Below are 14,140 nucleotides of genomic sequence, written 5' to 3' on the forward strand. Positions count from 1 at the left end.
CAATGCTTACGAGGATTGCCGGGGTAACGGACGGTGCCGGCCCCAGACGTGGCTACCCAGCTCCCGCGGCGAATCCTCCTGCGCGCCCCCACGTATGCGCCCGTGCGCCCCGGATGCGGAATCGATGCCCCTCCCCCGCGCACTCGACCCCCGTAACCCGGGGTGAGCACGGGAGTTGTGTTCCACGTGGAAGAGACCATCCAGGCCACCGAAGCCGCCCAGATCCCGCAGCAGCGCGGCACATCGCTGCTGGAGACCGCCGTTCGCTACGCCGAGGAGCGCCACTGGGACGTGGTTCCCGGTACCTGGCTGGTAGCCGCCGACGGGGTGCAGCGCTGCTCCTGCGCGGACCCGGCGTGCGCCGCCCCGGGCGCGCACCCGGCGCGCGAGGACTGGGCGGCGCAGGCGACGGGCAGCGCGACCGTGGCCCGCCGGATGTGGCAGAAGCAGCCGATGGCGTCGATCCTGCTGCCCACGGGGCGGACGTTCGACGCGGTCGACGTGCCCGAGACCGCGGGGTTCCTGGCGCTGGCCCGGATGGAGCGGATGGAGCTGACGCTGGGGCCGGTCACGCTGACGCCGGACCGCCGGATGCGGTTCTTTGTTCTTCCCGGTGCGGGGGTGAAGGTGCCGGACCTCGTGCGGCGGTTGGGGTGGGCGCCCCGGGCCCTTGATCTGGCGGTGCTCGGGGAGGGGGCCTACGTGGCGGCGCCGCCTACGCGGGTCGGGACGTGGGGGGCGGTGCAGTGGGCGTGCCGGCCCACGCCGGCGAATCGGTGGTTGCCGGATGTGGAGGAGCTGCTGTCGCCGCTTGCGTATGCGTGCGGGCGGGAACGTTAGGGGCGCCTTCTCGTCTGCCGGGTCGATGTCTCGTGAACGGCTGCGGGTGGTACGTGGCTGATCGCGCAGTTCCCCGCGCCCCTTCGGGGGCGCTCTCCCCCCGTAGGGTTCGAAGTCGACGGAGGGAGTCGTGGTGAGTGACAGTGCGGTGCGGGTGCGGGGGCTCTGGAAGCGGTTCGGGCAGCAGGTCGCCGTGGGTGGGATCGATCTGGATTTGCCGGCGGGCAAGTTCATCGGGCTGGTCGGGCCGAACGGGGCCGGGAAGACCACCACTCTCTCCATGGTGACCGGGCTGCTGCGGCCCGATCAGGGGTCGGTCGAGGTGGTCGGGCGCGACGTGTGGCGCGATCCGGTCGAGGTCAAGGCCAGGATCGGGGTGCTGCCCGAGGGGCTGCGGCTGTTCGAACGCCTGTCGGGGCGCGAACTGCTGGGCTACTCCGGCCGGTTGCGCGGGCTTCCCGGTGACGAGGTCGACAAGCGGGCCACGCAGTTGCTGGACGTGCTCGACCTGACCGGCGCCCAGCACAAGCTGGTCGTCGACTACTCGACCGGCATGCGCAAGAAGATCGGGCTCGCGGCCGCCCTGCTGCACAACCCGGAAGTCCTCTTCCTGGACGAGCCGTTCGAGGGCGTCGACCCGGTCTCCGCGCAGACCATCCGGGGCGTCCTGGAGCGCTACACCGCCTCCGGCGCCACCGTCGTCTTCTCGTCCCACGTGATGGAGCTGGTGGAGTCGCTCTGCGACTGGGTGGCCGTCATGGCCGCCGGCCGCATCCGCGCCACCGGCACGCTCGCCGAGGTCCGCGGCGAGGCGGCCTCCTTGCAGCAGGCGTTCCTCGAACTCGTCGGCGCCGGGGGCCGGGACGCCGGTTCCGACCTGGACTGGCTGGGCGGCGGGTCCCGATGAACACGCAGACCCCGCTCGTCACGTCCGGCACGTCCGCCGCGCCGGCCGCGCCCGCCTCCGTCACCGCCGTCTTCGTACGGCTGAAACTCTCCCTGCTGCGCAACGGACTGCGGCAGTCCGGCGGGCGGCGGGCCGCGTACATCGCGTCGGCCGTCGCCGTCCTGCTCTTCGCCGTGCTCCAGCTGATCGGCCTGATCGCGCTGCGCGGGCACGCGCACGTGGAGTCGCTGGTCGTCCTGCTGGCGGCCGTACTGGGCCTCGGCTGGGCGGTGATGCCGCTGTTCTTCCCGGGCGGCGACGAGACGCTCGACCCGACCCGGCTGGTGATGCTGCCGCTGCGACCCCGACCGCTGGTCCGGGCCCTGCTCACGTCGTCGCTGGTGGGCATCGGGCCGCTGTTCACGCTGTGCATGTTCGCCGGATCCGTGGCCGCGGTCGCGCACGGCGGGGCGGCGTACGCCGTCGGCGTCGTGGCGGCGGTGCTCGCGCTGCTGGTGTGCGTGACCCTGGCGCGCGCCGTCGCCGCGGCCAACGTACGGCTGCTGACCAGCCGCAAGGGCCGCGACCTTGCGGTGCTGAGCGGTCTGGTCGTCGCGGTCGGCGCGCAGCTCGTCAACTTCGGCGCGCAGCGCCTGGGTTCCTCCGGTCTCGAACAGCTCGACCCGGCGGCCGACGTGCTGCGCTGGGTGCCGCCCGCGTCGGCGATCGGCGCGATGGACGCGGCGAGCGACGGCGCGTACGGCACCGCTCTCGCCCAGCTCGCGCTGACCGCGGCGGCCCTGGTGCTGCTGCTGTGGGTGTGGGCCCGCCACCTGACGCGGCTGATGACCACGCCGGACGGCTCCACGATCCAGAGCGACACCCGGCCGGTGCGCGAGCGCGGTTCGTCGGGGCTCGCCCGGCTGCTGCCCGCGGGCCGTACCGGTACGACGATGGAGCGCACCCTGCGCTACGTGTGGCGCGACCCCAAGACCAAGGCGGCCTGGGTGACCTCGCTGGCCATCGGCCTGATCGTGCCGGTGTTCAACGCCTGGCAGGGCACCGGCTCGGTCTACTTCGCCTGTTTCGCCGCGGGGATGCTCGGCATCCAGATGTACAACCAATTCGGACAGGACACGTCCGCTTTCTGGATGGTCGCGATGACGATCTCGTCGACGCGGGACGCCTACGTCGAGCTGCGGGCCCGTGCGCTGGCGCTGCTGCTGATCACCCTGCCGTACGCCACCCTCGTGACCGTCCTGACCACGGCGATGCTCGACGACTGGCCCGCCCTGCCCGAGACGCTGGGGCTGTCCTTCGCGCTGCTCGGCGCGATGCTGGCGACCGGCGCGTGGACCTCGGCGCGCTTCCCGTACTCCATCCCGCAGGAGGGGTACAAGAACGTCGCCCCCGGTCAGGTCGGGCTGGCCTGGATCTCGATCTTCGGCGGCATGGTGGGCGCGGCCCTGCTGTGCGCGCCCGTGATCGCGCTGGCCATCTGGCTGAACGTGAGCGAGGGCGCCGCGGACCTGGCCTGGCTGCTGCTGCCGGTGGGAGCGGTGTACGGCGCCGCGCTGACGCTGCTCGGGCTGCGGCTGGCGGCACCGCGCACGGCGGAGCGGCTGCCGGAGATCCTCACGGCGGTCAGCAAGGCGTGACGGTCCCGCGCGGGGCGGAGGTCAGCTCAACCTGAGCGTGTCCAGGAACGGCTCGATGGCCGCCCGCCACGCCTCCGGCTGGTCGTAGTGGACGAGGTGGCCGGCGTCGGCGACCTCCGCGTACTGGCCGCCGGGCAGCACGCGGACCATCTCCTGGGCCTCGGCGCGGCCCAGCTCGCCGTCGAGGCCGCGCACCACCAGGGTCGGGCAGCGCACCTGCGCCAGCTCCTCCCAGTGGGCGTCGTAGACCCAGGTCTCGCGGGTCCTGAGCATCTGCTCCGGTTCGAAGACGGGGCGCCAGCCGTCCGGGGATTCGGCCATCACCTCGGCGTAGAACTCGCCGCGGGCCGGGTTGGGCCGCTCCACCCACGGGTCGTCCTCGCCGAACCACTTGCGGACGTCGGCGAGCGTGGCGAAGGGGACCGGCCAGGCGCGGAACCACTCGGTCCAGGTGTGCTGCGAGGCCGCGCCGAGGGCGGAGGCCCGCATGTCGCAGATGATCAGACCGCGGACCAGGTCGGGGCGTTTGGCGGCGAGCTGCCAGCCGGTCAGCGCGCCCATGGCGTGGCCGATCAGGACGGCCGGGCCGAGGCCGAGCTGCTCCAGGGCGGCCTCGACGTCGTCGACGTAGGCCTCCCGGGTGTAGGAGCCGTGCGGGGGCTTGTCGCTGCGGCCGTGACCGCGCTGGTCGAGGGCGACGGCCCGATGGCGGGCGGAGAGCCAGCGGGCCGTGGGGGCCCAGTGCGAGGCGCGGCCCATCAGGCCGTGCAGTAAGAGCACGCCGGGCTGGTCACCCGCGCCGTGCGTCCGGTTGGTCTTGGGAGGGTCGCCGAACTCCCAAGCCGCGAGGCGTACGCCGCCCGCGCCGGTTACGTCGATGCGCCGCGCCATTGGTCCTGGCACCCCCAAGCTCCGCTCGGAACCGTGTCCTGCCTGCCGTGCCTTGCCGTACCTGTCCGCAGAGTATCGAATGCCTATTCGAAAGAGGCGTCTCGCCCAGCAACACCCCTCATTCGAGTGACACCCTGCGGGGATTGATCGCCGCTGCTCAGGGGAGATCTTCAACGGGAGGCGGACCGCTCGGGGAAAACGGTCCGTGGGGATTGACCCTGAGAGCTCGGGGCTCCGGGTCAGCACAGGGGAGGACAGGCCCCGGCGCCACATGGCGCCGGGGCCCTCTCCGTCTCTCCGGCACGTCCCGCCCCCTCCCCGACCGGGCGACATCGCTGTCACGCGCGGCCAAGAGCCCCCTACGTCATATGCCTCACGGCACAGCCTTGCACGCGAAGCGTCCGGGCGCTGCGATTCGGCGCACTGGAACCCGAAACGACGGGATCCGTGCGCCGGCGCACCTCCCCGCCCCCGGCGGACTCAGCGCTTGGCGACGAACACGTGGGAGGCGGTGTCCGACTCCAGCTCGGCGGCCTCGCCACCACTGCCCACCAGCACGCCACCCGCCGACTCGGTCACGCTCACCACCGAACCGGGCTGCACACCCGCCCGGCGCAGCGTGTACATCAGCTGCGCGTCCGTCTGGATCGGCTCACCGATACGGCGCACGACGACCGTCTTGCCCTCCGCCCCCGGGTCGAGGTCGGCCAGCGAGACCATGCCCTCGTCCAGGAACGGGTCGGCGCCGTCCGCCTCGCCCAGCTCCTCCAGGCCCGGGATCGGGTTCCCGTACGGCGACTCCGTCGGGTGGCGCAGCAGCTCCAGCACGCGCCGCTCGACGGCCTCGCTCATCACGTGCTCCCAGCGACACGCCTCGGCGTGCACCTGCTCCCACTCCAGGCCGATCACGTCGACGAGCAGGCACTCGGCGAGCCGGTGCTTGCGCATCACGCGCGTCGCCAGCCGCCGGCCCTCGTCGGTCAGCTCCAGATGCCGGTCGGCCGCCACGGACACCAGGCCGTCGCGCTCCATCCGCGCCACCGTCTGACTGACCGTCGGGCCGCTCTGATCGAGCCGCTCGGCGATCCGGGCGCGCATCGGGACCACACCTTCCTCCTCCAGCTCCAGGATGGTGCGGAGGTACATCTCCGTGGTGTCGATCAGTCCGGACATACGTGCCCCTTGATGAGATTGCCGGAGGCCGCGGCCACCGGCGCGTGCGCTGGCCCTGGATTCAATTCTGACGCATACCACCGACAACCGTGCCTCGCGGTGCGAAGCCGGGCCCGCGCGGCCGCGCCACGCCGTATTGACACCGCACTGGTCCAGACCGCACCGTGATCCGCGACACAGGCACACCGAAGGGGTCCCGCATGAGCGACCGCAAGCCCGCCGGGCAGTTCCTCGACGCGGCGATCGACCTGCTGCGCCGCGTCCGCGACGAGGAGGCGGACAGCGTCGAGGCGGCCGGGACCCTGCTCGCCGACACCGTCGAGCGCGGTGGACGGCTCTTCGCCTTCGGCGCCGGCCACTCCTCCCTCGCCGCCCAGGACGTCGTCTACCGCGCCGGCGGACTCGCCCTGATGAACCTGCTCACCGTGCCCGGCGTCGTCGGCGTCGACGTGATGCCCGCCACGCTCGGTTCCGCCCTGGAACGCGTCGACGGCCTCGCGAGCGCCGTCCTGGGCTCGTCCCCGCTCCGCGAGGGCGACGTCCTCGTGATCATCTCCCTGTCCGGGCGCAACGCCATGCCCGTGGAGATGGCGATGAACGCCCGCGCCCTCGGCGTCCGCACCATCGGCGTGACCTCGGTGGCGTACGCCTCCGAGACGGCCTCCCGGCACAGCTCCGGCACCTTCCTCAAGGACCACTGCGACATCGTGCTCGACTCGAAGATCGCCGTCGGGGACGCGGAACTCACCCTCGACACCGTCCCGGTGCCCTTCGCACCCGCCTCCACGGTCGTCACCAGCGCCCTCATGCAGGCCATGATGGCCACCGCCGCCGGCGCCCTCGCCGACCGCGGCATCGAACCCCCGCTGCTGCGCTCCGGCAACGTGGACGGCGGCCACGACTGGAACGGGCGCGTCCTCGACCAGTACCGGGACCGGATCTTCTACCAGCGCTGAGCCGGCCCGCGCGGGCACCCCGCTACCGCTTCTTTTCCACCGCACCGGCCAGATCCAGCGCGGACGCGATCCGGACGGCCACGTCCTCCGCGTACACGGCGTCGGACCGCTCGAACGCGCTCCGCCCCGCGCCCCGCAGGAACGTCACCACGCCCAGCGTCCGGCCCCGGCTGCGCAGCACCGCGCACAGGCCGTGCACCGTGTCCGCCGGCCACTGCCGGGCCACCGCCCAGTCCCGCACCTTCTCGGGCGGCACCGCCCGCGCACCGGCGCTGGCCCGCACCGAGCCCGCCCGCTCCACACAGCTCACCGCCGGATGCCCCTCGCCGTAGCGCACCGGCACCCCGGCCGTCCCCGACGGCAGGCTCGGACCCGGCGCGCCGGACGGCGTGGCCGCCACCCGCACCAGCCGGACCGGCACCGCCGCGTCGGTGTCCACGGCCCCGCCCGCCAGCCGGTCGATCAGCGCGTGGTCGGCGAAACCGGCCAGCGCGAAGTCCAGATGGACCACCGCCGCCTCCGCCGGGTCCTCGCACTCCGCCGCCGCCCGCGCCGCCCGGTGCAGCTGATTGGCCCGGAACCGCAGCAGCGCCGCCTCCTGCTCGGCCTGCTTGGCCTCGGTGATGTCCTGGAACAGCCAGCCCACACCCAGCGGCACCGGCTCCTCCGCGAGCGGCGAGGCCAGCCGCACGAACCCGCTGCGCCAGCACCGGCGCCGCTCCCCCTCCGGCGTCCGCAGCCCCACCCACACCTCGGCGGGCCCGGGCGGCGCGCCCTCCGCCAGGACGTGCGTCAGCGCGTTCTCCAGATCCTCCACGCCCTGGACGAGCAGATCGCCGAGCGGCCGCCCCAGCACCGAGGTGCGCCCGGCGCCCAGCGCGCGTGCCGCGTGCGCGTTGACCACGGCGGGGCGCAGGTCCGCGTCCACCAGGACGACACCCCAGCTCGCGTCCTCCAGCAGCGCCTCGCTCAGCGCGATGGACCGCTCCAGGTCGATCTGCGCGTGCACCTCGCTGAACGCGCAGTACACCCCCGCGGGCCTCCCGTCGGCGCCGCGCACCGCCGCCGACTGGGTGCGCACCAGCACCCGCCCGCCGTCCTTGGTCAGCAGCGCGAACTCGTGCACCTGCCGCCCCGGCGCCCGCATCGCGGACAGCAGCCGGTCCTCCACCTCACCGGCGTCCGCGCTGCGCACGGCCCACCCGGCGAAACCCTGCCGCCCCACGGCCTCGGCCGCGCTCCAGCCCAGGATCCGCTCCGCCTCGCGGTTCCAGTGGGTGACCACGCCGTCCGCGTCGAAGGCGCACAGGGCCGCGTCCATCCCGTCGAGGAGCGCGGCCAACAGGTCCGCGCCGTCCCGCTCGGGCTGCTCCGGTTCGTCCGGCCCCAGCTCGTCGGTGGTCCCACTACGCCGGGAAGCACTCACCTGGACCCCCTGCAGGCTGCGTCCGCCGTACGGTACGTCGGTTCGCTCACTGGCCTTCATTCAACTCGAACGTGATGCAGCACACACCGAGTTCCCACAAGATTGCAGAAATCGTTGTACTGCGGAAACTCGGCATACGCCCCCGTCATGACGGTCATGACGGTCACGGCGCAGGGTCGGCGAGTCTCAGATCGACCCACTCGTCCCGCTCGCCGTCCAGGACGTACCGCTCCCGTTCCACGAACCCACGCCCCACGGCGAACCGCAACCCGTCGGCGTTCGCCGCCAGCACCACGGTCTCCACCGCCCGCGCGCCGAGCCCCCGCGCGTGCGCGAGACCCGACTCGTAGAGCGCGGTACCGATGCCGCGCCCCCGGAACGCGGGCAGCACCCGCGCGATCACGGTCGCCACCCGCCCGTCGCCCCCGGGCGGACGCACCGTGGAGCAGCCGACGAGCGTGTCCCCGAGGTAGGCGTTCTCCAGCCGGTACCGCCGCCCGCGATCCCGCGCCTCGTCCGGGGTCATCGCGGCGGGCGGCACGATCTCGTTGTGGACGTACCGCCACTCCTGGACCATCGCGTCCCCGTCGACGGCCGCGATCCGCAGCCCGGCGCCGGGACCGACCGGCGCACGCCGCGCGTCCACCTCGATCTCGATCCTCATCCGCTCGTCCGCGAGCCCGCACACCATCATCGTCGCGGCCGGCCGCACCTCTTCGAACGCCTCCCGCAGCACGGGCCAGCACGGCTCGAAGTCCTCCCGCGCGGGCAGCAGGTACCGCACCCGCACCACGTCCGCGAACGTGCACCCCGCCTCGGCCAGCGCCGCCCCGACGTTCCGCAGACACTGCCCCGCCTGCTCCACCACGTCCTCGGAGATGGTCATCGCCGCGTAGTCGAACCCGGTCGTCCCGGACACGTGCACCCGGTCCCCGTCGACGACGGCCCGCGCGTACCCGATCCGCTCCTCGAACACCGAACCACTGCCTATCGCCCGCCTCACCGAAGGCCCCCCCTGTCGCTTCGTCATGGGCGGAACGGTAGGTGACCAGCGAAGACGCGTCCATGGGTGATCACTGGGGAATCGACTCGAAAAACCGATTGATCGAGGGCCGAGCGGTTCCTAGTGTGGACCCCACACCGAAAGGAGGTGATCCGGCGAATGTATGACAACCGGACGCGTGAGGTGGCTGCGGGCTAGCGGCCCGTCACCACATCCTGTGCGGTGCCGGACCAGCGTGTACGAGATACACGCAGCCGGCCAAACCATCGCAGTCACCCGACCCGCGAGTCGCCGGTACGTCCGGCCGGCTCCTCCGCTGGAGGAACCAGACTCGCGGGTCGTCTGCGTTTTCGGGAGTGGTCAGGTCGTGAGCGTGTCGGAGCCGTCGATGGTGTGCGGGTCGCGGGGGCCCGGGCCCACGTAGCGGGCGGAGGGGCGGACCAGGCGGCCGGTGCGCTTCTGTTCGAGGATGTGGGCGGACCAGCCGGCCGTGCGGGCGCAGGTGAACATCGAGGTGAACATGTGGGCCGGGACCTCGGCGAAGTCCAGCATGATGGCGGCCCAGAACTCGACGTTGGTGGCCAGGACGCGGTCGGGGCGGCGGGCGTGGAGTTCGGCGAGGGCGGCCTTCTCCAGGGCCTCGGCGACCTCGTAGCGCGGGGCGCCCAGTTCGCGGGCGGTGCGGCGCAGGACGCGGGCGCGGGGGTCCTCGGCGCGGTAGACGCGGTGGCCGAAGCCCATGAGGCGCTCGCCCGCATCGAGCGTCTTCTTAACGTACGCCTCGGCGTCGCCGGTGCGCTCGATCTCCTCGATCATGCCGAGGACGCGGGAGGGGGCGCCGCCGTGCAGCGGGCCCGACATGGCTCCCACGGCGCCGGAGAGGGCGGCGGCCACGTCGGCGCCGGTGGAGGCGATGACGCGGGCGGTGAAGGTGGAGGCGTTCATGCCGTGCTCGGCGGCCGAGGTCCAGTAGGCGTCGACGGCGGCGACGTGCTTGGGGTCGGGCTCGCCGCGCCAGCGGATCATGAAGCGTTCGACGACGGACTGGGCCTTGTCGATCTCGCGCTGCGGGACCATGGGCAGGCCCTGGCCGCGGGCCGACTGGGCGACGTAGGAGAGGGCCATCACGGCGGCGCGGGCGAGGTCGGCGCGGGCCTGCTCGGCGTCGATGTCGAGGAGGGGTTTGAGGCCCCAGACCGGCGCGAGCATGGCGAGCGCGGACTGGACGTCCACACGGATGTCGCCGGAGTGGACCGGGATGGGGAAGGGCTCGGCGGGCGGGAGGCCGGGGTTGAAGGCGCCGTCGACGAGCAGGCCCCAGACGTTCCCGTAGGACACGTGGCCGACCAGGTCCTCGATGTCGACGCCGCGGTAGCGGAGGGCGCCGCCCTCCTTGTCCGGTTCGGCGATCTCCGTCTCGAACGCGACGACTCCCTCTAGCCCGGGTACGAAGTCGGACATCAGGCGGCTCCTCGTGACGTAGATGTGTGGTGACCGACCCGTCGGCTTCATCGGGTCCACCGGATCCACGGTCGTGCGCACGACTCGCGGTCCTCGTTCTGCGGTCACCCCTGTGATGCCCCGTACGGCCGTTCGTCCAACCGCGCCGGGACCAGCACGATATCTCCGAGTGTCAACCGTGGGGAGGGGTCGCGGCACTCAGTGCCACTCAGTGACGAAGGACACCGCGGATACGGCAGGATGGCCGGTGTGACCGACCGCGATGACGTCCCCTTCGATCTCGCCTCGATGCGCAAGCAGTACCGGGCCGAGGGGCTTGCCGAGTCCGAGCTGGCCGCCGGCCCCGTCGAGCAGTTCGCGCGCTGGTTCAGGCAGGCCGCCATGGAGGGCGGACTGTTCGAGCCGAACGCGATGGTCGTCTCCACCGCCGACGCCGAGGGGCGGCCCAGCTCCCGCACGGTGCTGCTGAAGCACTTCGACGAGCGGGGCTTCGTCTTCTACACCAACTACGACTCCCGCAAGGGCCGCGACCTGGGCTCCAACCCGTACGTCTCGCTGCTGTTCCCCTGGCATCCGATGGCCCGGCAGGTGATCGTGACGGGCGTGGCGCGGCGGACCGGGCGGGACGAGACCGCCGCGTACTTCCGGAGCCGGCCGCACGGCTCCCAGCTGGGGGCGTGGGCGAGCGCGCAGTCGTCGGTGGTGGCGGGCCGGGAGGGTCTGGACGCCGCGTACGCGGAGCTCGCCGGACGCTACCCGGCGGGCGAGCAGGTGCCCGTGCCGCCGCACTGGGGCGGCTTCCGGGTGGCGCCGCGGGAGGTCGAGTTCTGGCAGGGGCGGGAGAACCGGCTGCACGACCGGCTGCGGTACGTGGCCGAGGCGGACGGGAGCTGGCGGGTGGAGCGGCTCGCTCCGTGACCGGCGTCAGCCCAGCTCGGCGGCGAGCAGCCGGGCCCACTGGTCGACCACCCGTTCCCGCCGCGCGCGGTCGTCGGTGAGCAGGTTGGCGAGGCCCAGGCCGCGGGCCATGTCGAGGAGGCCCTGGACGGTTTCCCGGGCGCCGGGGCGGGTCTCGTCGGCGCCGAGGAGGTCGACGGCGATGCGGTGGCTCTCGCGGCCGACGCGGGCCTCCAACTCGGTGACCCGGCCGCGCAGCTGCTCCTCGTTGGAGGCGGCCACCCACAGGTGGAGGGCGGCCCGGAAGAGCGGGCCGGTGTAGAGGTCGACCAGCGCGGCGACCACGGCCCGGCGGTCACCGGCCGCCGCGCCTTCGGGGAACAGGGCGCGCAGCGCGAGGGAGCGCTCCTCGGCGACGTACTCCACGGCCGCGGTGAAGAGGTCCTCGCGGGTCGGGAAGTGGTGCTGGGCTGCGCCGCGGGAGACGCCGGCGTGTTCGGCGACGACGGAGACCGTGGAGCCCGCCCAGCCGCGTTCGGCGAGGCAGGCGACGGCCGCTTCGAGGAGCCGCTGCCGGGTGGCCCGGCTGCGGTCCTGCTTGGGCACGCGCTCCGCGCGGTCGGCCGTGTTCGCGGCGCCGCTCACACCACCCATTCCGGATCCCGTCGTTCGAGGAAGGCCGTCATCCCCTCGCGGGCCTGCGGGGAGGCGAACAGCCGGGCCGAGAGCGCGGTCAGGTCGGCCGCGTCCCGGTCGAAGGTCTCCAGCACCCTAGCCGTGAGCAGCCGTTTCGTCTCGGCCAGGCCCTGCGGTGAGGCACGGCGCACGCCGTCGAGGACGGGCGCGAGTACGGCGTCCACGTCGTCGCCCGCGGCCGTGACCAGGCCGGCGCGGGCGGCCTCGGCGGCGTCGAAGCGCTCGCCGGTGAGGTAGTAGCGGGCGAGGGCGCGGGGGTCGGTGCGCGGCAGCAGGGTGAGGGAGATGACGGCGGGCGCCACGCCGATGCGGACCTCGGTGAAGGCGAACGTGGAGTCGTGGGACGCCGCCGAGATGTCGCAGGCCGCGAGGAGGCCGAGGCCGCCCGCGCGGACGTGGCCGGTGACGCGGGCGACGACCGGTTTGGGCAGCTCGGCGATCTGCCGGAAGAGCCCGACCAGCGTGTCCGGGTCGGGCGGGTCGCGCAGGTCGGCGCCGGCGCTGAAGGTGGTGCCGGTGTGGGTGAGGACGACGGCGCGCACACCGGTGTCCTCGCCGGCGGCGGTGAGGGCGGCGGCCAGGTCGCCGACGAGGGCGGCGGAGAGGGCGTTGCGGTTGTGCGGGGAGTCGAGGGTGAGGGTCTCGACGCCGCGTTCGCGGGTGCGGCCGATCAGGGTCATTCGGTGCCTCGCAGTTCCCGGCGCAGGATCTTGCCGCTGGCGGCCCTGGGCACGGCGTCGATGAAGGTGACCCGGCGGACGCGTTTGTAGGGGGCGACGCGTTCGGCGACGTACATCATGATCTCGCCCTCCGAGAGGCCGGGTGCGGTGGGCTGGCGTACGACGTAGGCGTGCGGTACTTCGTTGCCGTCGTCGTTGTACGCGCCGACGACGGCGGTGTCGGCGACGCCGGGGTGGGTGAGCAGGAGGGCCTCCAGTTCGGCGGGGGCCACCTGGAAGCCCTTGTACTTGATCAGTTCCTTGACGCGGTCGACGACGAAGAGCCAGCCGTCGGAGTCGGCGTGTCCGACGTCGCCGGTGTGCAGCCAGCCCTCCTCGTCGATCATGGCGGCGGTGGCGTCGGGGCGGCCCAGGTAGCCCTTCATGATCTGGGGGCCGCGGATGAGGATCTCGCCGGACTCGCCGGGGGGAAGGTCCTTGCCGGGGTCGGTGAGGGAGACGATGCGCATCTCGGTCCCGGCGATCAGCTTGCCGACGCTGCCGGGCGGCGCCTCGGCCATGGCGTCCAGGGGGACGACGTGGGTGCCCGGGGAGAGTTCGGTCATGCCGTACGCCTGGCCCACGGGCGGCAGGCCGAGCCGCCGGGAGCAGGCGGCGGCGAGCTGGGCGTCCAGGGGGGCGGCGGCGCTGACGATGTACTTGAGGGACGAGAGGTCGTACTCGGCGACCAGGGGGTGTTTGGCGAGGGCCAGGACGATCGGCGGGGCGACGTAGAGGCTGGTGATGCGGTGGTTCTGGATGGCGGCGAGGAACTGCTCCAGGTCGAAGCGGGGCAGTACGACGACGGTGGCGCCGAGCCGCAGCGGGGCGTTCATCAGGGCGGTGAGGCCGTAGATGTGGAAGAAGGGCAGCACGGCGAGGACGCGGTCGCCGGGGGCGGCCGGCATCAGCGGTTCGAGCTGGGCGAGGTTGGTGGCGATCTGGCGGTGGGTGAGCATCACGCCCTTGGGGGTGCCGGTGGTGCCGGAGGAGTACGGAAGCGCGGCGACGTCCTCGGCGGGGTCGATCGCGATCCGGGGTTCGGGGGCGGTCGAGGCCAGCATGTCGATCAGGGAGCGGTGGCCGGGCGCGCTGTCGCACACCAGGATCTCCTGGATGCCGCCCGCGAGTTCGGCGGCCCGGCGGGCGGTGTCGAGCAGCGGTGAGACGGTGACGATCCAGCGGGCCCGCGCGTCGCTCAGCTGCTTGGCGAACTCCTCGGCCGTGGCGAGCGGGTGCACCGTCGTCACGGAGGCGCCCGCGCGGGTGGCGGCGTAGAAGGCGAGCGGGAAGGCGACGGTGTTGGGGCTGTGCAGGGCGAGGACGTCGCCCTTGCGGACCCCGGCCTCCGCGAGGGCGGCGGCGACCCGCCGGTGGAACCGGTCCACCTGCTCGTAGGTGAGGGTGGTGCCGTCGGTGCCGTCGATCAGCGCCGGTGCGCTCCCGAAGGCGGCGGCCCGGCCGAGCACGGCCTCGTGGATGGGCAGGTCGACGGGTGGGACGTCGGCGTACTGGCTGCGGAACACGGTTCCTC

13 protein-coding genes are annotated in these 14,140 nt (G+C 73.1%); 5 read left to right on the forward strand and 8 right to left on the reverse strand.

The window, feature by feature from the left end:
• The first annotated feature begins 186 nt into the window (after positions 1–186).
• The 3 genes from OIE75_RS16395 to OIE75_RS16405 all read left to right on the forward strand — a co-directional run bounded on the left by OIE75_RS16395 (position 187) and on the right by OIE75_RS16405 (position 3,384).
• Positions 187–840: a bifunctional DNA primase/polymerase gene (locus OIE75_RS16395; protein ID WP_307013150.1), complete on the forward strand. Its 654-nt coding sequence runs from the start codon at positions 187–189 to the stop codon at positions 838–840.
• A gap of 130 nt (positions 841–970) precedes the next feature.
• Complete coding sequence (locus OIE75_RS16400) at positions 971–1,747, forward strand: ABC transporter ATP-binding protein (RefSeq protein ID WP_307013152.1); 777 nt, start codon at positions 971–973, stop codon at positions 1,745–1,747.
• The gene (locus tag OIE75_RS16405) at positions 1,744–3,384 is read left to right on the forward strand and encodes a transporter (protein ID WP_329471327.1); all 1,641 of its coding nucleotides are present in this window, start codon (positions 1,744–1,746) and stop codon (positions 3,382–3,384) included. The genes OIE75_RS16400 and OIE75_RS16405 overlap by 4 nt, the downstream gene beginning before the upstream one ends.
• Before the next feature lie 21 nt (positions 3,385–3,405).
• Here the strand turns inward: OIE75_RS16405 and OIE75_RS16410 are convergent, their stop codons facing one another.
• Together OIE75_RS16410 and OIE75_RS16415 are read right to left on the reverse strand one after the other, a co-directional pair.
• Positions 3,406–4,275 carry an alpha/beta fold hydrolase gene (locus tag OIE75_RS16410; protein WP_329471328.1) on the reverse strand — a complete coding sequence of 290 codons (870 nt, stop codon included), beginning with the start codon at positions 4,273–4,275 and terminating at the stop codon, positions 3,406–3,408.
• Positions 4,276–4,755: 480 nt separating this feature from the next.
• The gene (locus OIE75_RS16415) at positions 4,756–5,448 is read right to left on the reverse strand and encodes a metal-dependent transcriptional regulator (RefSeq protein ID WP_122619672.1); all 693 of its coding nucleotides are present in this window, start codon (positions 5,446–5,448) and stop codon (positions 4,756–4,758) included.
• Positions 5,449–5,648: 200 nt separating this feature from the next.
• On the opposite strand from OIE75_RS16415, the gene OIE75_RS16420 reads away from it, so the two are divergent.
• Positions 5,649–6,404 (forward strand): SIS domain-containing protein, encoded by a 756-nt coding sequence (locus tag OIE75_RS16420; RefSeq protein ID WP_329471329.1) that lies wholly within the window; start codon positions 5,649–5,651, stop codon positions 6,402–6,404.
• Positions 6,405–6,426: 22 nt separating this feature from the next.
• Here the strand turns inward: OIE75_RS16420 and OIE75_RS16425 are convergent, their stop codons facing one another.
• The 3 genes from OIE75_RS16425 to OIE75_RS16435 form a co-directional block, all read right to left on the reverse strand.
• Positions 6,427–7,890 (reverse strand): PAS domain-containing protein, encoded by a 1,464-nt coding sequence (locus tag OIE75_RS16425; RefSeq protein WP_307013160.1) that lies wholly within the window; start codon positions 7,888–7,890, stop codon positions 6,427–6,429.
• 103 nt (positions 7,891–7,993) lie between these two features.
• Positions 7,994–8,860 (reverse strand): GNAT family N-acetyltransferase, encoded by an 867-nt coding sequence (locus OIE75_RS16430; RefSeq protein ID WP_329471330.1) that lies wholly within the window; start codon positions 8,858–8,860, stop codon positions 7,994–7,996.
• Positions 8,861–9,193: 333 nt separating this feature from the next.
• Positions 9,194–10,294: a citrate synthase 2 gene (locus tag OIE75_RS16435; protein ID WP_307013164.1), complete on the reverse strand. Its 1,101-nt coding sequence runs from the start codon at positions 10,292–10,294 to the stop codon at positions 9,194–9,196.
• Between the two features lie 240 nt (positions 10,295–10,534).
• Here OIE75_RS16435 and pdxH point away from each other — a divergent pair, with 240 nt between their 5' ends.
• Positions 10,535–11,212, forward strand: coding sequence for a pyridoxamine 5'-phosphate oxidase (gene pdxH, locus OIE75_RS16440; RefSeq protein ID WP_307013166.1), 678 nt, complete (start codon positions 10,535–10,537; stop codon positions 11,210–11,212).
• Between the two features lie 6 nt (positions 11,213–11,218).
• Here pdxH and OIE75_RS16445 read toward each other — a convergent pair whose 3' ends face one another.
• Genes OIE75_RS16445 through OIE75_RS16455 form a run of 3 tightly spaced genes read right to left on the reverse strand, consistent with a single transcriptional unit; the run spans position 11,219 to position 14,132 of the window.
• A complete protein-coding gene (locus tag OIE75_RS16445; RefSeq protein ID WP_307013168.1) occupies positions 11,219–11,845 on the reverse strand; it encodes a TetR/AcrR family transcriptional regulator in 627 nt (208 codons plus the stop codon).
• Entirely contained in the window at positions 11,833–12,567 is a 735-nt protein-coding gene (locus tag OIE75_RS16450; RefSeq protein ID WP_307013170.1) for an enoyl-CoA hydratase family protein, read from the reverse strand. Before OIE75_RS16450 ends, OIE75_RS16445 begins: the two co-directional genes overlap by 13 nt.
• On the reverse strand, positions 12,564–14,132 hold the full coding sequence (locus OIE75_RS16455; RefSeq protein WP_329471332.1) for a 4-coumarate--CoA ligase family protein: 1,569 nt from the start codon (positions 14,130–14,132) through the stop codon (positions 12,564–12,566). The genes OIE75_RS16450 and OIE75_RS16455 overlap by 4 nt, the downstream gene beginning before the upstream one ends.
• Positions 14,133–14,140: the final 8 nt, after the last annotated feature.

Source organism: Streptomyces sp. NBC_01723, from assembly GCF_036246005.1.
GTDB lineage: Bacteria > Actinomycetota > Actinomycetes > Streptomycetales > Streptomycetaceae > Streptomyces.